This window comes from Metamycoplasma buccale, assembly GCF_046774455.1.
GTDB classification, from domain to species: domain Bacteria; phylum Bacillota_I; class Bacilli_A; order Mycoplasmatales; family Metamycoplasmataceae; genus Metamycoplasma; species Metamycoplasma buccale.
Map to the genome: position 1 here is coordinate 200,038 of NZ_CP177249.1, position 24,228 is coordinate 224,265.

At 24.0% G+C, this 24,228-nt stretch carries 23 protein-coding genes; 15 read left to right on the forward strand and 8 right to left on the reverse strand.

Annotation, left to right across the window (positions count from 1 at the left end; translation table 4 throughout):
- Position 1 precedes the first annotated feature (1 nt).
- On the reverse strand, positions 2 to 1,021 hold the full coding sequence (locus ACLFP3_RS00820) for a hypothetical protein (RefSeq protein ID WP_412031707.1): 1,020 nt from the start codon (positions 1,019 to 1,021) through the stop codon (positions 2 to 4).
- A gap of 175 nt (positions 1,022 to 1,196) precedes the next feature.
- On the opposite strand from ACLFP3_RS00820, the gene ACLFP3_RS00825 reads away from it, so the two are divergent.
- Together ACLFP3_RS00825 and ACLFP3_RS00830 are read left to right on the forward strand one after the other, a co-directional pair.
- On the forward strand, positions 1,197 to 3,056 hold the full coding sequence (locus ACLFP3_RS00825) for an MAG3240 family lipoprotein (protein ID WP_412031708.1): 1,860 nt from the start codon (positions 1,197 to 1,199) through the stop codon (positions 3,054 to 3,056).
- Between the two features lies 1 nt (position 3,057).
- Positions 3,058 to 4,062, forward strand: coding sequence for an HxHSH motif-containing lipoprotein (locus tag ACLFP3_RS00830; RefSeq protein ID WP_412031709.1), 1,005 nt, complete (start codon positions 3,058 to 3,060; stop codon positions 4,060 to 4,062).
- A 49-nt stretch (positions 4,063 to 4,111) separates the two neighbouring features.
- Here the strand turns inward: ACLFP3_RS00830 and ACLFP3_RS00835 are convergent, their stop codons facing one another.
- The 4 genes from ACLFP3_RS00835 to ACLFP3_RS00850 form a co-directional block, all read right to left on the reverse strand.
- The gene (locus ACLFP3_RS00835) at positions 4,112 to 5,290 is read right to left on the reverse strand and encodes an ABC transporter permease (protein ID WP_412031710.1); all 1,179 of its coding nucleotides are present in this window, start codon (positions 5,288 to 5,290) and stop codon (positions 4,112 to 4,114) included.
- Positions 5,278 to 6,243: an ABC transporter permease subunit gene (locus tag ACLFP3_RS00840; RefSeq protein WP_412031711.1), complete on the reverse strand. Its 966-nt coding sequence runs from the start codon at positions 6,241 to 6,243 to the stop codon at positions 5,278 to 5,280. The genes ACLFP3_RS00835 and ACLFP3_RS00840 overlap by 13 nt, the downstream gene beginning before the upstream one ends.
- A 21-nt stretch (positions 6,244 to 6,264) precedes the next feature.
- Positions 6,265 to 8,067 carry an MYPU_1760 family metalloprotease gene (locus tag ACLFP3_RS00845; RefSeq protein WP_412031712.1) on the reverse strand — a complete coding sequence of 601 codons (1,803 nt, stop codon included), beginning with the start codon at positions 8,065 to 8,067 and terminating at the stop codon, positions 6,265 to 6,267.
- A 110-nt stretch (positions 8,068 to 8,177) separates the two neighbouring features.
- The gene (locus tag ACLFP3_RS00850; protein ID WP_412031713.1) at positions 8,178 to 8,936 is read right to left on the reverse strand and encodes a lipoprotein 17-related variable surface protein; all 759 of its coding nucleotides are present in this window, start codon (positions 8,934 to 8,936) and stop codon (positions 8,178 to 8,180) included.
- A gap of 176 nt (positions 8,937 to 9,112) precedes the next feature.
- Here ACLFP3_RS00850 and ACLFP3_RS00855 point away from each other — a divergent pair, with 176 nt between their 5' ends.
- From ACLFP3_RS00855 to ACLFP3_RS00905, 11 genes are all read left to right on the forward strand, one after another.
- Positions 9,113 to 9,772 (forward strand): hypothetical protein, encoded by a 660-nt coding sequence (locus ACLFP3_RS00855; RefSeq protein WP_412031714.1) that lies wholly within the window; start codon positions 9,113 to 9,115, stop codon positions 9,770 to 9,772.
- A 1-nt stretch (position 9,773) separates the two neighbouring features.
- Positions 9,774 to 10,325, forward strand: coding sequence for a 16S rRNA (guanine(966)-N(2))-methyltransferase RsmD (gene rsmD / locus ACLFP3_RS00860; protein ID WP_412031715.1), 552 nt, complete (start codon positions 9,774 to 9,776; stop codon positions 10,323 to 10,325).
- Between the two features lie 9 nt (positions 10,326 to 10,334).
- On the forward strand, positions 10,335 to 10,964 hold the full coding sequence (gene gmk / locus ACLFP3_RS00865) for a guanylate kinase (protein ID WP_412031716.1): 630 nt from the start codon (positions 10,335 to 10,337) through the stop codon (positions 10,962 to 10,964).
- Position 10,965: 1 nt separating this feature from the next.
- Positions 10,966 to 11,712 (forward strand): PP2C family protein-serine/threonine phosphatase, encoded by a 747-nt coding sequence (locus ACLFP3_RS00870; RefSeq protein ID WP_412031717.1) that lies wholly within the window; start codon positions 10,966 to 10,968, stop codon positions 11,710 to 11,712.
- Position 11,713: 1 nt separating this feature from the next.
- A complete protein-coding gene (locus tag ACLFP3_RS00875) occupies positions 11,714 to 12,712 on the forward strand; it encodes a serine/threonine-protein kinase (protein WP_412031718.1) in 999 nt (332 codons plus the stop codon).
- On the forward strand, positions 12,713 to 13,555 hold the full coding sequence (gene rsgA, locus ACLFP3_RS00880; protein ID WP_412031719.1) for a ribosome small subunit-dependent GTPase A: 843 nt from the start codon (positions 12,713 to 12,715) through the stop codon (positions 13,553 to 13,555).
- Positions 13,556 to 13,569: 14 nt separating this feature from the next.
- Positions 13,570 to 14,217 carry a ribulose-phosphate 3-epimerase gene (locus ACLFP3_RS00885; protein WP_412031720.1) on the forward strand — a complete coding sequence of 216 codons (648 nt, stop codon included), beginning with the start codon at positions 13,570 to 13,572 and terminating at the stop codon, positions 14,215 to 14,217.
- A gap of 118 nt (positions 14,218 to 14,335) precedes the next feature.
- Positions 14,336 to 15,256, forward strand: a complete 921-nt coding sequence (locus tag ACLFP3_RS00890; RefSeq protein WP_412031721.1) for a hypothetical protein — start codon at positions 14,336 to 14,338, stop codon at positions 15,254 to 15,256.
- Between the two features lie 143 nt (positions 15,257 to 15,399).
- Positions 15,400 to 18,219, forward strand: coding sequence for a type I restriction endonuclease subunit R (locus ACLFP3_RS00895; RefSeq protein WP_412031722.1), 2,820 nt, complete (start codon positions 15,400 to 15,402; stop codon positions 18,217 to 18,219).
- A gap of 17 nt (positions 18,220 to 18,236) precedes the next feature.
- Complete coding sequence (locus tag ACLFP3_RS00900; RefSeq protein ID WP_412031723.1) at positions 18,237 to 19,802, forward strand: type I restriction-modification system subunit M; 1,566 nt, start codon at positions 18,237 to 18,239, stop codon at positions 19,800 to 19,802.
- Positions 19,803 to 19,807: 5 nt separating this feature from the next.
- Complete coding sequence (locus ACLFP3_RS00905; protein WP_412031724.1) at positions 19,808 to 21,004, forward strand: restriction endonuclease subunit S; 1,197 nt, start codon at positions 19,808 to 19,810, stop codon at positions 21,002 to 21,004.
- Position 21,005: 1 nt separating this feature from the next.
- Here ACLFP3_RS00905 and ACLFP3_RS00910 read toward each other — a convergent pair whose 3' ends face one another.
- The 3 genes from ACLFP3_RS00910 to ACLFP3_RS00920 all read right to left on the reverse strand — a co-directional run bounded on the left by ACLFP3_RS00910 (position 21,006) and on the right by ACLFP3_RS00920 (position 23,185).
- Positions 21,006 to 21,221 (reverse strand): hypothetical protein, encoded by a 216-nt coding sequence (locus tag ACLFP3_RS00910; RefSeq protein ID WP_412031725.1) that lies wholly within the window; start codon positions 21,219 to 21,221, stop codon positions 21,006 to 21,008.
- A gap of 365 nt (positions 21,222 to 21,586) precedes the next feature.
- Positions 21,587 to 22,162, reverse strand: a complete 576-nt coding sequence (locus ACLFP3_RS00915) for a restriction endonuclease subunit S (RefSeq protein ID WP_412031726.1) — start codon at positions 22,160 to 22,162, stop codon at positions 21,587 to 21,589.
- A gap of 90 nt (positions 22,163 to 22,252) precedes the next feature.
- Positions 22,253 to 23,185, reverse strand: coding sequence for a tyrosine-type recombinase/integrase (locus ACLFP3_RS00920; protein ID WP_412031727.1), 933 nt, complete (start codon positions 23,183 to 23,185; stop codon positions 22,253 to 22,255).
- A gap of 71 nt (positions 23,186 to 23,256) precedes the next feature.
- Here ACLFP3_RS00920 and ACLFP3_RS00925 point away from each other — a divergent pair, with 71 nt between their 5' ends.
- Both ACLFP3_RS00925 and msrA read left to right on the forward strand, forming a co-directional pair.
- Positions 23,257 to 23,724 carry a hypothetical protein gene (locus tag ACLFP3_RS00925; protein WP_412031728.1) on the forward strand — a complete coding sequence of 156 codons (468 nt, stop codon included), beginning with the start codon at positions 23,257 to 23,259 and terminating at the stop codon, positions 23,722 to 23,724.
- Positions 23,725 to 23,743: 19 nt separating this feature from the next.
- A complete protein-coding gene (gene msrA / locus ACLFP3_RS00930) occupies positions 23,744 to 24,217 on the forward strand; it encodes a peptide-methionine (S)-S-oxide reductase MsrA (RefSeq protein WP_412031729.1) in 474 nt (157 codons plus the stop codon).
- The last annotated feature ends 11 nt before the right edge of the window (positions 24,218 to 24,228 follow it).

Below are 24,228 nucleotides of genomic sequence, written 5' to 3' on the forward strand. Positions count from 1 at the left end.
TTTAAGATTTAATATATATAAAATTAGTTATTAAAGAACGAGGAGTTGGTGGACCAGGAACAATATTTGGAACTTGCGAGTGGGTGTGAAAGCTTAAAATAACTAAAGTAAATATTATAGCAACAGCTAAAGTAATTAATGTTCCATATATTGTTTTAACTCCTTCATTTCGATAATGAATAAATTCAGGAACTAATTCAATAACTGAAGCAAAAACAATAACTGCCCCTCCCATTATTTGAAGTGATGGTAATAATCAACCAACACGATCAATGTATTTTCCTAAAAAAGCACCAATAAACATAATAGGTATTAATAACAATAATGTTAGAAAACTGTATAGGATAGCTTTTTTCTTGGTTTCACCATATTGTATTTGACGATAATAAACAATAACAATTTCTAATAAGATATGTAAATTAAAAGTAACGATTAAGGCAACATTGGCATTTGTATAACCACTTCCGCTCATTTGATAAACTGAAAATCCTAATACTAATCCATCAATTATTCTATGACTTAATAACATTAGAATAGCCATTCATGCTGCTTTTGGATTATCTATATCTCTAAAAGTAATTAAGTGATCAGAGTGAGCATGATCAGAGTGATGTTCATGTGGTTCTGTTTTAGATTTTTTAACAAATAAGTATCTACCTAAAATAACAATGGTTAAACCAATTAAGGAACTTATTCCTACAATTAAAGCAATAAAAGTTTGTTCTAAAGTTGTGCTTCCTCCTGTATATTTAAGTCCGCCATTACTTCCTTTATCGTGGAATCATTGTTCTAATAGAATTATTCCTTCTTTTATAAATCCGGCTGAACCAATAATTAAAAACATACCAGTTGAAAATGCATATAAATAAATTGTTTTTTTGCCACTTATTTTAAATTTAAAAAAAGAAATTATTGTTAAAAATAAAGCAGGGACGGCTAACAAAATCAAAATATAAATTAATAAATTTACAAAAATAGTCAATTCTAAATTACCTGATAGAGTCTTTATATTAATAAACATTTTTAGTCCTTTTTAGCTAATAAATATTGAAATTATACAATAAATATATAATTACATTATAATAAAAAATGTAAAAAATATCCCATAATTAGGAAAAAAAATAGGCTATTTACTACAATAAAAAATGTATTTTTGTTATTTACTTGTATTCAAGTATAATGTAAAGGTGATTTTTATGAAAAAACGAATTTTACTTTATTCAACAATATTAGCATCGTCTATTTTATCTATTGCACCAATATTAATTAGTTGTGAAACCAATAAGACAGCATATTTAGATATAGATAAAATTTCTAGAAGGTATTTAACTAGATTAACTGGTAATCAAATAGCATCGCTACATAATTCGCAAAAAATCTTTTATTTTTTAGAGGGAAATAAGAAAATTTATTATGAAGAGGCTATATATAGTGAAAATGGAGTAATTTTAAAATATAAAAACATTACTTCAAGATTTAATTTTGATTTTAATATTCAAACTAGTTGAAAACAAGAAACAAGCGATTTGCAAAATATTAATATTGTTAAGAAAAATGAAAAAAGTAATATTGATGATTTTTTAAAAGAATATTCATTTGATGATATTGATTCAGCAAATGGATTTAATGATGAATGATTCTCTATTTTAACTGCAAAGAGCGGTAAAGATTATAATAGAACAGATGATCCTTATTTTGCTGATTTACAGACAATTATTTTTCGTTTAATCCAAGACATTGATATTAATTATTCATTTATGAATTCGCGCCACATGGTTAATAAAAACAATGAAGCAGTATTGACTAAGGGAATATTCAAGAATAAATATATTCAAGCTTCTACTTGACTAGATAAAGATCATGAATACCAAAGAAAATTATTTGAAACATTTTTATTATTGTATTTAAGTAAATTTAATGTTAATGTAAAAAAAATATTAATTGATTGAAGCACTGCTAAAGTTAAAGAATCATATTCAGGCTCAAGTAGTTACGTTGTTTTTAAAATAAAAGACATAATAGATTATCAAAATAAATCTATATTAAAAGAGGAATTTAAAAATAAAAAATATTACATTAATGGATTTAGAACATATAAAACTAATCAAAAATTTGGTGTAGGTTTAAATGGGTTAAAAGAAAAATTGCCATTATTTAATGAATATATTCCCAACCCCTTACTTTCAATTAATGGTAAGCAATATTTGAATGTTGTTGATAATATTAACTATTTTATTAAAGGAGCCATGAGCTTTGATTTTTGAAATTCAAAAGGACTCGTTTATTTGTTTCATTATTTAAAAGACCAAATATTAAGTGTTGACATTCCTTCCTATAAAAAAGATGAAGATTTACTTTATAAAATCATTGATGTGAAATTTAATCATTATTTAGGAACTGATCAATTATTTACTGCTATTATTAGAGTTTATAAAAAAGATGGTACATATAAAGATTACTCATGAATTAGTTCTAATTTTGATGATCACGGCCATAGATTGAAGGGCCAAATATTAAACAATAAATATGAAGACGAATTAACAGTAAATGATTTTTATAATTTTAGAGAAGGGTTAAATCCTATACCTAAAGGAATTTCTTTAAATAATTTTGTTTCTTCAAATAAAAATTCACCATTTGCTAAACTATTAGAACGCGCCGGCAAAGCGCTCGATCTTTTTTACTCATATTGAAATAATGATGTAAGATCAAATTATGAAGCAAATTTTATTAGAACAGATTCATTTCAAACTACTATTTTAGGAGCTTACTTAAATAATTATTTATTGTCTTATGCATTAGAAAATGAGGCTGGAAAAATTAGAAGTGGAATTAAAAAAATTAATATTACAGTTTTAAAAACTCCATCTGAACCAGGGAGAGTTTATTTGCGATTAGACTTTATTAAATTTGTTAACGAAGACGATAATGATTTTATAAATAAAAATGAAAAAATATTTAAAAGCGTTTACTTATATTGAAATGGTTTTAAAGGTTTTGATAAAACCATTAGTGATAGTGCTTTTACATTAGACAAAATAGAGGATGGCCAATAAAATGAAAAGAAAAACATTATTTTTATTATCAAGTTTAAGTTTACCAATTGCATTTTTACCTATTTTAATTAGTTGTAAACGTCCTGATTATGAAAAGCCACTTAATCCAAGTAATGAGACTCCTCAAGAAGAAAAAAAATACGATATTAAAAACGCTCAAACTAAATCAATATTGGATATTTATGAAAACGAAGTTAAAAAACTATTTATTGATGTTAAAGCAAATTATCGTAAATATCGTTTAGCATGAGGAAATCTTAAAAGGCAATTAGACATATTACGTACCAAAATGAATTCATTAGCTAATGAACAAACAATTAAAGAAAATGAACAAGCACTGAAAACATTTATTACTGAATGACTTTCAAGTAAATCGTCAGACTTAAAAAGTCATAAATATGCTTTATATTTATTTAAATATTCATTAATTTTTCAAGATGTTGATGCAGTTTTATACGATGTGAATTTAGTTTTTGAAACAAAAGAATTTATTCAACATTTACAAATTGTAGATGATCGTTTGTCAGGAAAAGATATAAATTTAGGAACTTTACAAAGAAGTTTAGAAGCTCTTTGAGTTTTCTTAAATAGTCATGTTATGAATCCTAACAAAATTACCAAGAAAGAAGATTTAGAAAATATTAATATTGAATCTGATAAGAATTCTCATAATCATTCACATGCAATTGTTAATTTAACTTATGAATTAGGACTTTGACACGAAGAAATGATTAAGTACTATAAACAAGAATTTTCACTGTTTAAAACAGCTTTTGAAAATACAAGTAAAAAAGTTTTAGATAATATTAATCATGTTGTTTGAAAAAATAATTTTTCTGCTCTTGAAAAAACATATGATGAACTTAAAAAAGTAAACCCTGGTTATGATTTACTTAATCCTAATTACCAAACCAAAGGAAAAAAATTATTAAATAAAATTAAAAGTATTCTTGAAAAAATTAGAGATGATAATGGTATTCCTAAAGATATATTACCATTTAAATAATTAAATAATAGTAGATAGATTTTTAATTAAAACCTGACAGGTTTTTGTTTTATTTAACTATTTTTGGATTATATGTGGTTGAAATAGCATTGCTAAATAATTTTAATGAAACAGAAAATAAAGTGATTGCAATAGTAAGAACTAAAATATAAGAAACATTTGTACTTATCATACTTATCGCTTCTTTAAAAATAACACCAATATTTAATGAATTTGAACTTATTAAAAAATCAAGAAAAGCAAGAGATGAAACTATCAAAATATTTATTGCTAATTTATCAGTTATTAATATTAAAAGCATAGGAAATATTTTAATAAATAAGTGGCGATAAATTATTTGAGTTTGGTTAAGCCCAATTGCCTTTGCTGCTAAAATAAATTCTTGCTTTCTTAATTCGAGTGTTTCATTTTTTGCAAGTTCATAGAATGAGGTTCAAGAAATCAAAATAAATGATAGAGCAATTGCTCAATTATTAGTTCCCATAAAAATACATAATAAAAATATTCACAATAATTCTGGAATTGAGTTAATTATAGTTGCAATAGAATCTAATATTTTTGCATATCATTTGTCGTTTTTTAAAGCAACAAAAGCACCAAATGAAAAGCCAATTATAATGTTAATAAAAATGGTTCCCAATAATATAAGAAAAGTAATTATAATAGAAGTAAAAATTCTTGAAAAAATATCAATCCCATCATTATTTGTTCCTAATATAGAAAAATGTTTTAGATTAATTTTATTACTTGAAATATTATTCAAATTTATTGCTTTAATTAAATCATAAGGATTGTAATATAAAATCACTATATCAGTTTTTGTTGTTAAATCTCCACCGGAATCAAAAGCCGAATCGTAAAGAATTTTAAATATAGGTGTAGTCCCATTTGCCGCAGCACGATTTTTTTCTAATTCAGCAACTTTTCTAATAAACTCTAAATCAGCTCCTCTTTCAAAATGTTGTTTAACTATAGGCGAAAATTGAGAAGGTAAGTTATTAATAAATTTTGAATTATAAATTGGAGTAGTAGCTGAATATTTAATAAAAAATAATGCAAATATTAACAAAAAAACAATAATTAAAAAGAAAGATAAAGCAAAAATATTTACCTTTTTGCTAATAAAACGTTTTCAAAAAAGTTTTGCACTATTTGATTGATTTGATATTGAAATTTCTAAATTCTTTTTGTTTGCTAATTTCAATAATGATTTATTTATTTTTTCCATAATCTTACCTTTCTATCAAATTTAATAAAGGCAAAATTATTGGCAATGCTATTTTGCTCAGGATTGATATAGTCTAATATTATAGATAAACTAAATTTAGTAATTAATAAGAAAATTAAATTAATTATGAAATAAAACATAATTAGATTAATTTCAGCATATTTAAATGCATAAGAAATAAAAATGCTTTGTCCAGGTATTGAAAAAATTCTTTCAATTACAATTGATGAAGAAAGTAAAATAATGTAAAAAGGAACAATCGCTTGTAATTGATTAATTACTAATTTTTTTAGTAAAACTTTTTTAAATAGTTGATTAAAATTCATACCAATTGTTTTAGCAAATAAATAATAGTTGCTAGTAATAACTTCTTTAGTAATTTTTCTAGCTCTTGCCATAAAAAGACTAATGCTTCCAAAACTCATAATTAAAATAGGTACTAATAATGATTGCAAACTAAAAGGAAATTCACTAATAAATTGTGAAGGATAACTGAAAACAAAAGAAAAAGCTAAAGCAATTATTGCAATTAAAATTAAAGGAATGGTAGCAAAAATTGAAACAATAATATTTATTATTATGTCTGGAGTTTTGTTATATTTATAAGCAATGTAAACTCCTAACACATTACCTATAATTAGTGAAAATATAAATGTTAATAATGTAAATAGAATAGTTCATTTAAATTGATTAAAATAAAGATATGAAATGCTCAAATTAGCACTATTTAATTCATGAGTATAAATTTTTCCAAACGAACCCGATAGAAGATTTTTTCAATATAGGCCAAATCTAATGAAAATATTGCTTTCAATTTGTGTGGTTACCGCTAAATTCTTTTTTATTTGATTGATAAGCAAAATATTAATTGCGAAAAAAATAATGCTTAAAGCAACAATAAATATTGCTAAATAAATAAGTAATTTGTACAAAATACCTAATTTATTTCTCATTATTTTTCCTTTCCTAATAATTTAATATTTTAAAAAACTTAAATAATATTTTGAATCCTTTTCAGTTGTTTTGATTTGATAAGAATTTTCCAATCAATATTTATTAAAGTTTTCATTTCAATCATAATGTTTTCGATAATTAGTAATAGTTCTTTTGGTTTCTTGTTCTCTTAAATAACTATTTTGATTAGTAATTGGCATTACTTCACCACTATCAATTTTGTTATTATTATTTTTATCAACTCATAATTCTGCTTTGATAAGTGAATCTTTAGAGAATTTTTTTAAATCATTTAATGAAAAATCATTTGAATAATAAGCATACATTGATTTTTTTAATCCAACAAAGTCAGGATAATAAAATTCTTCACTAGATTTTTGATCTCATTGTTTTTTTGCTATAAAGTTACTTTTAAAAACATTTAAATTTATTTCCTTAACTTGAGTTGGATCATTTAAATTTGTTAGTAATAATGAGGTTTTCTTTTTACTATCATCTTCAGTTAGATTTAAATAGCCACCTAAGTTAACAATATCATTTTCCTTATTTTCTAAATAACTAATATTTTGCCCATAACCATATAAATTTAAATAAGTTTTAAATAACCCTTTTAATCTTGTGTTTATTCCTTCATTAGCAATTTTGTATGGATATTCACCATTAGCATTTTTAAAATTTTTTAATTCACGGTCAAAAACCCAATTATATGAATATAGTTTTTTTATTAAGTTTCCCCCAATAGATCTTAAAATATCATCGCCAATAGCGGTAACATAATTGAAATCTCCATTAGTAAAGTAAACATAATTAAGAAAACCGTCATAACCTATGTATTTTGGAGCATATGACATTTTTAAATATTCACGTGGTATTAACTCTTCAAATGAGTAAAGATAATTTAATTTAGATAAAGTTACATAATTAGCAAATCTTATTGGAGTTTCGTGATTGTTATTAAAATTGTAATTTTGACTTAAATCTAAATCATTAAAGTCGGGATTTGGTGTTACATTAGCATTTTCAAAAATATCATATGTATTTCATCTTTTAAATATTGGTTTACTACCATCAATATTAGAAAATAATGAAGGATTAGTTAAATAGTCATTTTTATTTTTTGGCTTTGTAAAACCTAAGTACTTTCTAAAATTGGTTAGAAATTCTTTATTATTTGTATAGTTTTCAATTATTTTTCTTTCATTAGTTAAAAAATAATTAAGAGAATTATCAGAATATGGATCATTTTTTTTATTACTACTATTATAAACATTAGCAACATGATGCATATATTCATGAATCAAAGTTGGCAAAAGCATTTCTACTTTATTTTGGATCTTTTCATTTTCTCATGAATGATTTAATCTTCTAGTAAAAAAATGTTTAATAGGTAAGTAAAGTTCATAGTCGGTTGGAATATAGTAACCGTTTAAAGTATTTTCATTAACACCTTTTCTAGGTTTGTTAATATAAACTGTTTTTAGTGAATTTATTTCTGGTCCATAAGACGCTCTCTTGGCAAATTCTTCGCTTAAAGTTTTCAATCCTTCTTTTCCTAAAAAATATACAGGATTACCTTCAGCATCTTTTTTATAAGCATATTCAACAAGTGTTAATTTACCATATTGATATTCAATTTTATTTTTTTTAGAGTTTACAGTAATAGGAGCAAAACTTTCTGCAGTTTTTTTTACTTCCCCTAAATTAATAATTGCTTTAATGCCAAAATATAAAAGTACAAAAAAAGCAATGCCTAAAATTAGTGAAGAAATAAAGATGATAGCTAATGCTAATTTAGAAAGTCTTTTTTTATTTTGTAAACTCATATATTAAACTACCTCAATTTTATAAAATAATTTATAAATTATAAAACTTAATTAATATTAAAAAAATAAATTGATATTAGCAAAATTTGCAATATGCAATTTATTAATTATTAATGTTTAAATCCTGTCATTACAAAAGGAGTTTTATGTTCAGTTTTTTCATTTTGTTTTGATAATTTATATGTATGAATATGAGGGAATTTAATTTGCCCAACATCTTCTAATATTTCGGCTTCTTCTAATTCGAATTCAAATGCTGAATCTTTATCATTTTCATCAATTCTTTTAACGTCCATATATTTTTGAAGTACTTTTAAAAATTCTTCAAAGTTTTTCTTTTGAGCTTCTTTTAATTCTTTTAGAAATTCTTTAGCATCAGCTTCAGTTTTAATTTTTGATGTTAATTCAAAATTACCAATTCTACTTTTTTCAGCAATTTCTTCTGATTTAAAACCAGCAATAGTGAATCTTTCGGTTTTACTTTCAGTACCAATAGTTCTGGTAACATCCATATGAATAATACCTTGATCATCATGTGCATGAGTACTTGGACTAATACTATATTTTGCTGATTCAGGAGCATCAGTCATATCATATTTAATATTGTATTTTTTAAATACTTCTAATGTTTTGTTTCAATCATTAACTGTTTGTAATAAGTCTTTAGTTGCAACTGATGGTAATAAATTTTTTTGTCCAATTGCTTCGGTAGCAACTTTAAGACCTAGTTTATTTTGGTATTGAACTTTAGGAGTGTTAGGTTCTGTTTTTCCACAAGATATGGCAACAAGTGGAGCAACTAATGATGAGCTCATTATTGCTGATGAAAACAATATTTTTCTTGATTTTTTCATTGTAAATCCTTTCATTTTACAAATATTATTATAATCTAAGTATAAAAAAATTGTTAATAATTTTTAAAATATAACATTTTTTATTAACTTATACTTAAATTTATTATGCTGGAAAATCGAAAATAAATAATTAATATTGATGGCTTTATTATATAAATGAATAATTAAATTCATATTATAATTATTACTATATGAAAAAAAAGAACCTAATCACTTTTACTTTTGGGTTAATAGGACTGGTAACAATTTCTCCAGTTATTATTTCTTGTGTGCCTAAAAATCGCCCATTTTGAGATAAAAATATAAATGAAGAGCGTGACAAAAGTTATCTTGATGGTAATTCTTCTACTTCGAGAAGAGATGATGTAGAAATTAGTGGTTCTTGAGAAAGTCCTTCTTATAATATTCCTAAAGAAGTTATTAAAAAAATTTTTCAAAATGCAAAATTTTCATTAACTGAAGTAGGTAAACAAATGACTGCTAAAGAATTTTATAAATATGTTAGGGATCAACTAAGAAAATTTTTGTTACCCACTGGAAAATATAATATTGAAGGCAAGATGTCTTTTGAAGAAATTTTAAGTCGTGCTAACATTGCAAAATTAATAAATATTACTTGACCTAATTTAAAAGTTTATGACAAATATAATGACAAATATTGAGAAATAAGATATGAATTAGTATTAGCTAAAGAATCTGATAATTTTGTTTCTTTAATTGCTAGAATTTATCATTCTGACAAATATCATATTGATAGACGTAGAAGAAATAGTGATTATATTTTTGCTCATGATACTGGAATTGGAGTGGGTCCTTCTTTTATTTACAAAATTACTGGATTTAAGGAATAAAATGCTAAGAATTATTGCTGGAAAATATCGACATTGCTTAATAAAGCAACCTAGTAAAGTTACAACTCGCCCTACTACAGATAGAGCAAGAGAAGCTTTATTTTCTAGTATTCAATTTCAAATTGAAGGAAAAGAATTTCTAGATTTATTTTCTGGAAGCGGTTCATTTTGTTTAGAAGCTTTATCAAGAGGGGCTAAACATGCAATTTCAGTTGAAAAATCAAAAGACGTAGTCAAAATTATTAAAGAAAATAAGGATTTATTAAAAGAAACAAATTTGGAAATAATTAATACTGATGCTATTTCTTTTCTTAAAAAGAATAATATAAAGAAGTTTGATTATATTTATCTAGATCCACCATATGCTTTAAAAGATGTTTTACTAGAATGTCTTGATTTAATTACAACCTATGATTTAATAAAAAAAGATGGGTATCTTTTAATTGAAACAAATCAAAGTGATTTTAGCTATGCTAACAATGGCTATGAAATAGTTAAAGTTAAGAAATATGGTAAAATTTATATTTACTATTTACAAAATAATTCTATATAGAGGTTAAAAATGAAAGAAAAAAGAAAATTAATAATTTTTACTGGCCCTAGTGGAGTTGGTAAAGGAACGGTAGAAAAATCTCTTTTTGATGATTTGAGTTTAAAACTTAAATTATCAGTTTCAATAACAACAAGACGTCCTCGTGAAGGCGAAATTGATGGCGTTCATTATTATTTTGTCTCACAAGATACATTTGATGCATGTTTAGCTGATAATAAATTAATTGAATATTCTTTGCATTTTGATAATTATTATGGAACTTTATATTCTGAAATTGATCGTATTATTGAACAAGGAAAAATCCCTTTTTTAGAAATTGAAACTAATGGTGCTATGCAAATTATTGATTATTATAAGAAAAATAATAAAGAAAACGAAATTGTTTCAATATTTCTAATGCCCCCTTCTTTTAAAGAATTAGAAAAAAGAATTATGGGAAGAAATACAGAACCTATTGATATTATTAAAAAAAGGTTAGAAAAAGCCAAAGAGGAAATAGGCCATTCTACTCTTTTTGAATATGTTGTTATTAATAATGATGTTGATCAAACTTCAAATGAGATAAAAGCAATTATTAAAAGCGAATTTAAAGACCTTTTAAATGCAAAAAAAGAATCTTCTGAAGGTAGAAAGGCATAAAATGGATTATTGTTTGAAGTCAGATATAGGATTAGTTAGACCGGAAAATCAAGACCGTGTTTCTTTTATTAGTAAAGAAAAATGAGTATTGGCAACTTTATGTGACGGTATGGGGGGACATTATGGCGGAGCTAAATGTGCAACTTTAACTATTCAATATTTTGAAGAATTTTTTAAAAACAATTTTCCAACTAATGTTATTTTTAATGACAAAAAAACTATTAATACTTGATTCATTGATACAATGGCATATATAAAAGAAAATTTGAGCAGTTTTGTAAAAATGGAACCCACTTTTGAAGACATGGGTACCACTCTTACGGCTGCTTTAATTTATTTAGATGAAAAAGAAATATATGTTTTTAATGTTGGGGATTCTAGAACCTATATTTATAATGGCTATCTACATCAAGTAACCGAAGATCAAAATTTAAAAAATGAACTTTTAAGGGCAGGAGAAATAAATTTAAGGCAAGCTCAAAAGCTTTATGATGGCAATAAATTAACGAGCTGCATTGGTCCTAAAAAAGTAATGAATCCTGAAGGAATTATTTATAAAAAAGATTCAAATCCTCAATACATTATTTTAACAAGTGATGGGCTACATGATTTTATTGAAAAACCACTATTTGAAAGAGTAATTCAGAATATGACTACTTCTATAGAAGAAAAGGCCACTCAATTGATTGACTATGCTAAATTGAATGGTTCAAATGATAATATTTCAGTAGTAATAGTGGAGCTTTAAAATGAGTGTAAATTTAGCAAAATATAAAAATTTAAATAAACATTTTGAAGATTTTAAAGAAATAGGATCAGGTGGTTTTGGAATAGTCTATAGTGCAACATATAAAAAAAATGGCAAACGTTATGCCATCAAACTTTTGACTTGCAATGATTTAACGAAAAAAGAAACAACCAAGATGCGTTTTAGAAATGAAGTTAACTTATTAAAAAAAGTAAAAAGTGAAAATGTTGTTAGAATGTTTGGCAGTTTTATTTCAGAAGAAGAAAGTTATTTAGCGATGGAATTAATTGAAGGAACTAGCTTAAAAAATCTTCTTAAGAAAAAAGGCAAAATGAATCCCGATGAAACGGTAATTATTGCTAAAGAAATTTGCCAAGGATTAATTGATATTCATAAAAATGATATAGTTCACCGTGATTTAAAACCAAATAACATTTTAATTAATAATCAACGTATTGTTAAATTAATTGATTTTGGAATTTCTTTATCAGATGAATCTCTTAGATTAACAGCACAAAATAAACTAGTTGGTTCTGTTCAATATGTTGCTCCTGAACTTGTAACAAAATCTTCTAATCCTTCAGTTCAAAGTGATATTTATGCTTTTGGTATTATTCTTTATGAAATGCTTTCGGGAAAATTGCCTTATTCAGGAACAGATCATCAAGCAATTGCTTTAATGCATGTTAATAATGAATTTCCTCCATTAGAAGGAGCAGGAAAAACAATACCTCAAGCATTAGAAAATATTATTATTAAATGTACTGCTAAAAATATTGCTGATCGTTATTCAACATGTACTGAACTTTATCGAGACTTAGTAACTTGTTTAAGCATAAAAAGAGTAGATGAACCTAAATTAATTTTAGGAAAACCTAAAAAAAATGTAGTTGAAAAAGTTAATAGTAAAGCATTTACAATTTCTTTAATTATAATAGGAATTTTATTAATAGCAATTGCTATTATTTTAGGTGTTTTATATGTTGGAGGAAAGTTATAAATGGAAAAAGGAAAAATAGTTAAATCAGTAGCAGGCTTTTTTGATATAAAAAGTTTTAGTGATCATCAAATTTATCGAGTAAGAGGTAGTGGAAAACTTAGAATGCTTGATATGAAACCAATTGTTGGAGATAACGTAGAATTTGTTAAAAATGAATTAATTCATCGAATTTTGGGAAGAAAAAACTTTTTTATTCGCCCAAAAATTGCTAATGTTGATCAAGCTATTGTAGTAATGTCTTTAGTTGAACCAGAATTTAGTTCTAAACTTGTTGATAAATTTTTAATTATTATCGAAAATAAAGATGTTACCCCTATTATTGTTTTAACTAAAAAAGACTTAACTTCCGAAAGTAAAATTAATTATTACAAAGACCAAGGATATAAGGTTTATGAAATAAATTATGAAACAAATGAAGGATTTGGCGATTTAGTATCTATTTTTAGTAATAAAACTAGTTTTTTTGTTGGTCAAACGGGAGTTGGTAAAACCACTTTAATAAATTATTTAGCAAAAACTAACTTTGCTACTCAAGAAATCTCCAAATCATTAAATCGAGGTAAACACACTACTAGAGAAGTTAGTTTAATTGATTTTAATGGTGGTGAAATTATTGATACCCCAGGTTTTTCGTCCATTGAATTTGATCTAACAATAAATGAAATGCCAACTGCTTTTAAAGTGTTTAGAGAAGCTTCTAGGGAATGTAAATTTGCAGGTTGTAAACATTACTTAGAAAAATTAGAAGATTGCAAAGTAAAGCAACTAGTTAAACAAGATATTATTAAACAAGAACGTTATGATAATTATGTTAGCTTTTTAGAAAGATTAATAGCTAAATAAAGAAGGAAGCAAATATGAAAAAAATTAGTCCATCAATTTTAGATGTAAAAAAAGATGAATTAGTAAATTATGTTAGTACTTTAATATCATGAGGCGTTAGCAATATTCATTATGATGTTATGGATAATATTTTTGTTCCAAATGTAGCTTTAGAATATAAAGAAATTGAAAAAATTTATCAAAAGGCCCCAAGGCATACAATGGATATTCATTTAATGGTTAAAGATGTCTTAGGATATTATGAAATGTATAAAAATATTGCTGATATTATTACTTTTCACTTTGAAGCAATTTCACTTGATGATTTAAATTCTTTAATTATTAGAGCTAAAAACGATAATAAAAAATTAGGTTTAGCAATTAAACCTAATACAAAAATTGAAAAAATTTTACCTTATATAAAATATTTTTCTCTTATTCTTATAATGAGTGTTGAACCCGGTTTTGGAGGTCAAAAATTTATTCAATCGAGTTACGATAAAATTTTTGAACTAAAGAAATATATTAAAAATAATAAATTAGAAACAATTTTAGAAATTGATGGCGGTGTTAATTTAGATAATATTAAATATTGTTTTGATGCTGGTATTGATTTAGCAGTAGTTGGTTCATATTTAGTAAAGAATTTTTCTAAAGAAACAATCGATAAACTTCTTAACTAACAATATTATTTTTGCTTAATAAAAGGAGTTTTTAACAATTTTCCTTTTTATTTTTTGTATTTTTTATTAACTTTTTTATAAAATAAATTATTGCAATTTACTTTTGAAAAGAGGAATTATGCTTGAAGTTTCACATCAAAAAGGGTTCTTTTCATGAAAAGGGAATCATCTTAATTTTACTGGCGCTTCTACTATTATTTTTTATTTATTTTTTGCTTTAACAATTTTAGCTAGTTTTTTACTTTGAATTTTTAGAAATCCTATTAGAAGAAATTACCAAAATAGAGAAACAATAATGAAAATGAAAAAAAATAATTTTTGAATTTTATTTGGCTCAATATCATTATTTCTTTTAATGGCAAGATCTTTTATTTTACTTTTTACAAAAATTCCAAGACCATGAGAATCCATTCCTCTTCATTTATGCAGATTAATGTTAATTTTTATTATTATTACCTTTATTACTAATAAATTTAGTTTTATTAAATATTTTGTTTTATTTGCAATTTTAGGAGCTTTTATTGCTTTTATTATTCCGGGCTTGGATTTTAGAACAGAAAAACAATTAAATTCACCATCTCCTATTGGAATAGACAATTTTTATTATTGAGATTATTTATTTGCTCATATTTATGTTTATGCATTATCTTTTGTATTATTAATTATTAATGATAATAATAAATATACTTTTAAACATGCATTAATTACTTTTGGTATGTTTTCAGCAATTTTTATTGTTATTTTCTTTATTAATTTTTTAACCAATAAATTTGCTAGTGAGTTATGAAAAACTAATTATTTTTATTTAGGTTTTAATAAATATAACCCATTTTATAAAGTGGGCGGAATTTTAACTCATTGACCTTATCATTTAATTAGTTATATAGTTCTATCATTTATCATACTTATTTTTATGGTTTTTGTAATTTCATTTCAAGAAATATTTTATTTAGATAAAGTTGAAAATAAATGGATTTTTAAAATTCAAAAATCAAAAATTTGATGTGAATATTGAAAATCATGTAAAGTTAAAAAATAATAAATTTAGTTATTTAAATGTTGTTTGTGATTTTTATTAAACATGACTTATTATGTTGATTTTAGTAGAGTTAAATCCCTTCTTTATTTGTAAAAATGTTAAAATATTATTAATAATATTTAAGATAGTTTAAAGGAAATAATATGCCAAGTTATCAACATGAGCAAGAATTGGAAAACAATTTAATAAGGCAATTAATAGATGATGGTTATGAGAAAGTTGATATAAGTAATTTAGATGAATTGAAAATTAACTTTAGAAGACAACTAAATATTCATAACAAAAATGAGCTAAAAAGTAAAGACTTATCAGATAAAGAATTTGAACAAGTAATGAATAAAATTAGTGGAAAATCTATTTTTGAATCATCTAAGATTTTAAGGAATACTTTTCTTATAGAGCGAGAAGATCATAGTAAAGCTCGTATAGAATTATTTAATAAAAATGAGTGATGTAAAAATATTTTTCAAGTAGCTCATCAAATAACTAATGATAACGGCAATTATACTAATAGATATGATGTTACTTTATTAATAAATGGTCTTCCTTTAGTACAGATTGAACTTAAGAGAAGAGGTGTAGATTTTATTGAGGCCTTTAGACAAATCGCTAGATATAAAAGAACTTCATTAACAAAAGGACTTTTCTCTTTCATTCAGTTTTTTGTTATTTCTAATGGAATAGACACAAAATATTTCGCTAATAATAATGATTTAAAAGAATCTTTCACTTTTTATTGAAGTGATAAAGAGAATAAAAGAATAAGTGATTTAAAAGAATTTCAAACTTCGTTCTTAAATAAATGTCATGTTGCTAAAATGATTGCAAGATACATGATATTGATTGAAAAAGATAAAAATGGTAATCCCGCATTATTAATTATGCGCCCTTATCAAGTTCATGCTGTAGAAGCTTTGATAAATAGAGCAACTGAAACTAGAAATAATGCTTATGTATGACACACAACTGGTTCTGGTAAAACATTAACTTCTTTTAAATTAAGCCAACTTTTATCAAATGAAGCAGAAATAGATAAAGTTATTTTTTTAGTTGATAGACGGGATTTGGATTCACAAACATTAACTGAGTTTAATAGTTTTCAAAAAGATTCAGTTGACCAAACTGATACAACTAAAAAATTATTATCAATGCTAAAAAAATCTGATTCAAAAATAATACTAACAACAATTCAAAAAATGTCGAAAGCTTGTAAATTAGATAAAAATGCAATAATATCTTCTTATTTAAATAAAAGAGTAATTTTTATTATTGATGAATGCCATAGATCACAATTTGGTGAAATGCATAAGGAAATTAGTAAAAAATTTCCAAATGCTCAATATTTTGGTTTTACTGGAACACCAATTTTTGAAGAAAACAAAAATCCCGATGATAGAACAACAAAGGATATTTTTGAAGATTGTTTGCATAATTATTTAATTAAAGATGCTATCGCCGACGGCAATGTTTTGGGTTTTAGTGTTGATTATGTGAAAACAGTTAAACTAAATCCTACTTGAGATAAAAGCGATGATAAAGAAGTTGATGATATTAATAGAGATGAAGTAATCGAAAAAACAGAAAGATTAAAAAAGATTGTAAGAAATATTTTAGATATTCATGATATTAAAACAAAAAATAGAACATTCAATGCTCTTTTTGCAATTAAAAACATTAAAATGCTTATTAAATATTATGACTTGTTTAAAAAAGAAAATCATAATCTTAAAATCGGAGCTATTTTTACTTATGGTCAAAATGAGGATTTAGAAGGTCGAGATGAACATTCAAGAGAATCTTTAGAGAGAATAATAAAAGATTACAATCAAATTTATAAAACAAATTTTTCAACTGAAATTTTTTCAAATTATTTTCAAGATATTTCTAAAAAAATAAAAAATGGACAAATTGATATAGTATTGGTTGTTGGAATGTTTTTAACAGGATTTGATGCAAAATGTTTAAACACAATTTATATCGATAAAAGATTAAAAAATCATAATTTAATACAAACTTTTTCAAGAACTAATCGTGTTTATGACCAAAATAAAACTTGAGGAAATATAGTTTGTTATCAAACTACAAAAAAAGATGTTGATGAAGCAGTAAAACTTTTTTCAAAAGAAAATTCAACAAATAGTGTTCTTGCAAAAGAATATGAAGAATATTTAGAAGATTTTAAACTTGCCATTTTAAAACTAAAAAGTTTGTTTTCTTCAGCCAATGATGTTTATTTAGGTGACGAAATGAATAGATTAAAATCATTTATTTTGTCTTTTAGAGATGTTTTAAAACTAAAAAGCAAATTAAGCAATTTCACTGAATTTGATTTAGAAAAAGCAAATGCTGGAATTACAGAACAAGAATATCAAGATTATGCAGGAAAATATGAATCTGTATCGAGAGAAATTACTAAACAAAAAAAATCTGATCAAGTTTCAATAGTAGATGATATTGACTTTTGTATTGAATTGCTTAAAAACGACAAAATTGATGTTGAATATATAAAAACCATGATTTCATCAAATCAACAAGAACTAATTAAAGGAAATAAAGAAAAAATTCAAGATATTCTTAATATTCTCGATAAACCATCAACCGAATCATTGAGATTAAAGTCAAATTTAATTAAAGATTTTGTTATTAAAATTATGCCAACTTTAGATAGACATGTAAGCGCCTGAGAAGAGTATCTTAAACTTGAAAATGAATCTCGAGAAATAGAAATTAAAAATAAGGCAATAGAATTTGGGTTAAATTATGAAACTTTGAATAGTTATATCTCTTATTATGAATACTATAATGATGTAGACATAATTAAAATAGAGAAAGATCTTAAAAACAATCCTAAAGTAAAAGAATACAAAGAAAAACACAATGAATTAGCAATGTTTACAGCAAGAAAATCAATGAGAAATGAAATAATTGAATTTATAAAATACGTGGTTAATAAATATATGTAATAAATAAAGGAAAAATTATGCCAACTGAAGAAAAACAAAAAAATCAACAAAGTGAACTTCATAAAAGATTATGAGATATAGCTAACGATTTAAGAGGCAATATGGAGGCGATTGAATTCAAGAATTATATTCTTGGATTAATCTTTTATCGCTTTTTGTCGGATAATTTGGAAAGTAAAGTTAATGAAATATTGTCAGAGGATAACATTACTTATGAGGATGCTTGGAATAATTTAGATGTACAAAAAGAACTAAGTGAAAATTTGCTTAACAAGGGTGGAATAGGGTATATTATTGAACCTAAATATTTATGAAAGAAAATGATTAATCTTATTAAAACCAACAAATTTTTAATACAAATATTACAAGATGCAATTAATAAATTATCTAACTCTATTTTAGGAAAAGATTCTGAAGAGGATTTTATAAATCTTTTTGAAGATATGGATTTAGATTCAAGTAAATTAGGAAAATATGAAGAAGATAAAACAAAATTAATCTCTAAAGTAATGCTAAATATTGATGATATAGATTTTGAAATGCATAATGTTGAAATTGATGTTTTGGGTGATGCGTATGAATTTTTAATTTCTAAATTTGCTTCAACCGCTGGTAAAAAAGCTGGAGAATTTTATACTCCTCAACAAGTTTCTAAACTCATTGCCAAAATAGTAACTGCATCTAAAAAAGAATTAAAAAATGTTTATGATCCTACTTGTGGCTCAGGCTCTTTACTTTTACGTGTTGCTAAAGAAAGCAAGAAAATTGGTAAATTTTATGGCCAGGAAATGGTATCAACAACATTTAACTTAGCTAGAATGAATATGTTACTTCACCATATCCCATTTGATAGATTTAACATTGTAAATAATGATACTTTGGAACACCCTTCTAAAGATCATTTAAAAATGCGATTTGATGCTGTAGTAGCAAACCCACCTTACTCGGCTAAATGAAGCGCTGATCAAAAATTTTTAGATGATGAACGTTTTAGTGCTTATGGAAAATTAGCACCTAAATCTAAAGCAGATTATGCTTTTGTTCAACACATGATTTACTTATTAGATGATAATGGAACTATGGCAGTTGTTTTACCACATGGAGTTTTATTTAGAGGAGGCTCTGAAGCAGTTATTAGAAAATACCTTATAAAAAATAAAAATTATTTAGATGCAGTAATTGGACTTCCAGCTAATTTATTTTATGGAACACAAATTCCGACTTGTATTTTAGTATTTAAAAAATGCAAAACTAATGATAATGTTTTATTTATTGACGCTTCAAGAGAATTTGACTCGGGTAAAAATCAAAATATTTTAACTGATGAAAACATTGAAAAAATTTTTAAAACATATTTAGAAAGAAAAGATGTTGATAAATATGCCCATTGTGCTACATTGAAAGAAATAGAAGAAAATGAGTATAATTTAAACATTCCTAGGTATGTAGATACATTTGAAGAGGAACCAGAAATTGATATTCACGAGGTTTTAGCTAATATAAAGAAATTAGAAGAAGAAAAAAATTCATTGGATAAAGAAATAGAAGTTTATTTAAAAGAATTGGGAATTATAGAAAAATAGGTATTATGACAAACATTATTAATAAAAAAATCCCAAATGTTCCAGCTTTGAGATTTCCAGAATTTAAAGACATATATGTATTTACGAATTTTTCTAGTATATTTTCTTTATATAATTCTTTATCTGATAAAAATTACGAGGATTTTAAGTCCGAAAAAAGTAATTCAGAATATATAACTTATTTAAATGTTTTTGAAAATGTAATAATAAATGTAAAGAGAAATGAAAAAGTTTATATAGACGAACTAGAAAAACAAAATAAAGTGAGATGCGGTGATATTTTTATAACACAATCCAGTGAAACACCTAAAGAAGTAGCTTTTTCTTCTGTATTATTGGATAATATAAATAGTTGTTATTTAAATAGTTTTTGTTTTGGAATGAGACCTATAAAAATGTTAAATTCATTATATTTTTCATATATGATACGATCTCCGCTATTAAGAAGAAGAATTTTTCCTTTGGCGCAAGGTATAACTAGATTTAATTTAAATAAAGTTCATTTTTTCGAAAAAATGAATATTATTATTCCTAATTTAAACGAGCAAACTAAAATTGCCAATTTTTTATCATTAATTGATAAGCAAATTGAATTACAAAATAAAATCATTAAAGAATATAAATTACTTAAAAAAGGAATAATAAACAATATTTTTAATTTTTTTATAAATAATAAAAAAAATAGTGAATACAATTTTCAACAAATTTTTAAAAAATATAAAAGAGTAAATAACAATGTTTATAGTCAATTTACAATTGGGAAAAATGGGTTGAAACTTATTTTGGATGAAAAAATAAAATATCAATTAGATAAACATATAATATTTGATCCCAACTCATGTATTTTTGGATTAGGAATTGATGAAATCGGAATATCAATAAATGAAACAGGATGCTGTAGTCCAGTTTATAAAACCTATTTTATAAATCAAAAAATTTTAAATAGTTTTTTTATTAAGCTATTTATAAATAAATATTTAAATAATATTAAAAGATATATAACTAGGAAATCAACAAGGCGCAATTTTGAAATAGATTATAAAGAATTAATAAAAACAAAATTTACTATACCCAATTTTTATTATCAAAGCAAATACTCAAATATTTGTATTTCATTAGAAAATCAAATTTCACTAATGTTAAACATTCACAAAAATCTTTTAAAATTTAAACACAATTTGTTAGTTAAAATGTTTATTTAAATTAAATAAAAATATTTTGTAAGAAATAATTTTTAACTTGTAATAAGTTTTTACTTAACTCAATATTAAGCATTAATTTATGTTCAATAAATTCTAATAATTTAGATATTTCATTTTGAATATCATTAGATGGCAAATAAATAGAAATATTCAAAAAGTCTTTAATGGAAACTGCCGTTCTTTCGTAAACCGTTCCTTGTTCGTACTTTCTAGCCATGTTAATAAATTTTGTATTTGTTAAATAATAAGAAATGTATCTAATATTAAAATTTTTCTTTGCATAAAGAACTACATATATAGGTGATATTATTGCCGCTCCAAATTTATTTAAACAAATTACATTAAATTTTAAATTTGCAGGATTATAGCAAATATCATTTAATCTAGTTATTTTATATTTTTTAGACTTATTTTTAACTAAAAAGTCTCTATCATATCTATTGGTTTTAGGTTCTATTCCTTCTTTAGAAAGAGTTGCATGAATTACATCATTATTTTTTTCTGAATATTCTTTTCGTTCAATAAAAACGTCTGATAATTTGAGTTTTGTTGTTTTAAATTTATCACTAAAAAAAATATTACTTATTTCTTTTTAAGCAATTTATATTCTTTAATGATTTTATTTTGTAATTCAATTTGCTTATCAATTAATGATAAAAAATTGGCAATTTTAATTTGTTCTAATAGTGAATTTGGTGTATTAATACTTCCTTTTAAAAAATTAAAATTAGATATATTCATAGTGTGTTTAGCTCCTATATGAACTAGAGGCTTTAAATAATTATTCAATCTTGAATCTAATGAAAATAGATATTCTAGGAAGATGGGGTAAAAATTTAATTTTGCTTTAAATACACCATATAAAGTTGAAACAATTCCTTCATCTTTGCGATTTACTTTAATTATTCCAAATGGACAAGTTGCAAGAGGGCTTTTAGTATAGACAATATCATTGTTTTGAATTATATTATATTTTGAAAGGTTTTTGCCAGCAAAAGATCTACCTAGTAATTCTATTTGATTGATAATTCCATATTCTTTTGATACAGAATATACATTCTTTTTTGTGTATTTAAAACCATTCTTTTTAATACTAATATTCAATATTTGATTTAAACAAATTAAAGATCAATTATCCTTAAATTCACGAAATCTCAAAGCTGGAACATAAAATATTTAAATTCTTGTTTTATTTACATAAGAGACAATTTATTTACAATTAAAAAGTTAGCTGGTGCCAACCTTTATTTATTTTATAGATTTAAACATTTTGTTAATTAGTTTTCTTTTTTGCTCCAAATTGGGATGTACATATAAATTTAAAGTTGTAGTAATGTTAGCATGTCCTAATAAGACAGAAACTGTTTTGTAATCCCCATTACTTTCAATACATCTAGTAGCAAAACTATGTCTAAGACCATGAAACTTAATATAAGAAAGTCCCAATTTTTTAATTAATCGTTTGTAATAATTTCTATATGTTCTTGGTTCAATTGGTTTTTCTTTATTAGTTAAAACATAATATGATTTATTAACAATTTTCATTGCTAATTTGATTATTCTTAATAATTCATAAGATAATGGTATCTCTCGATAGGAATTTTTAGTTTTGGGTTTATCTATAATTAATCTAGTTTGTTTACTATTTTTATTATTATCATCAATAGAATAAATTCTTTGCAGTGTTTTAGAAACAAAAATGACACCTTTTTCAATATCAATATCATTTCAAGTCAAGGCACAAACTTCTCCAATTCTTAGTCCTGTTAATAAGCATATATAAATGCCTAAATTTTTAAAAGTGAAATTATTTTCAATATAATTTAAAATTATTTTTTCGTCTCCTCTACTTAAAATTTCTAAATTTTTATTTTCTTTTTCGGTTGGATATTTAATGTTCATTTCTCTATATTCAAAATAATTATTTTTAACAGCAAATTTAATTATCATTTTTAAAATTATCACTATATCCCTAATTGTTTTAAGTTTAAGCCCTTTTTTAATAGTATCTAGTACAAATTGTTGAATATGATTTTCTTCAATTTGATGTAAAAATCCAAAATATGGAATAATATGATTTTTGATTAATAATCAATAAGCAGAATATGTAGATGTTTTTACATATTCTTTTTTAATTTCTATTCAGTTTTTTGCAATTTCAGCAAGATTTTTTTTGACCATAATTACCTCCTTTGGTCACAAGTAAGTATAAATTTATGCCTTTTAGATTTATTGATTTATAATATAAAAATATGTTAATAGTTACATTTATTGTGGCATATTTGCCCGTGTTCATCTTGTTTCTTATTCAATTACTTTTAAATTCATTAATTGATAGAATAAATAGAAAATATTCTTCTACTTTTGTAAATGATCTAAATTTTAAGTTTGAAAAGTGAATAATTACTAATTTCAAAATTAATGCAATTGCTTTTATAACAATGATTTTTATTGTTATTTATGTTGAGATAATCATTTCTTATTTTAAATTAGTAGATTTCCGCAAATTTTTAGTTGAAACTTTGCATATAGAAATTATAAGATTTAATTTATTTTGAGGAATATCAATAGTTATATGCGTAATAAATTTAATTATTATGCTATGAAAAATATATATCAAGAGAAAATTCAGTGATGAAAACAATAATGGCAATGATTTAAACTATATAAAATATAAAACAAAATATGAAGTTAGATATGAATATGATGAGGAAATATAAAAATTTATAGGAGACAAAAATGAGTAAAAAAATATATGTAGCTGGTGGATGTTTTTGAGGTGTCCAAGCTTATCTTAAAAAAATTAATGGTGTAATTAAAACTCAAGTAGGGTATGCTAATTCTAAAATTAAAAATCCATCATATGAATTGGTGAAAGCGCATGTTACTGACGCCGTAGAAGCAGTAGAAGTTATTTATGATGAAAACTTTTTAAAATTAGAAACAATAGTCGAAAAAATATTTTCAGTAATTGATCCAACTGCTAAGGATTATCAAGGACCCGATTATGGCAGACAATATCGTAATGGTTTTTATTATGTAAATGAAGAAGATAAAGAAACTTTAGAGAAAACTATATCTTATCTTGCTAAAAATATAAAAGGTCAAATTGCAACAGAAATTATGAAATTACAAAACTTTTATTTGGCAGAGGAATACCATCAAGATTATGTTGATAAACATCCGGAAACAATTTGCCACATTAAATTTTAGAGAATAAAAAA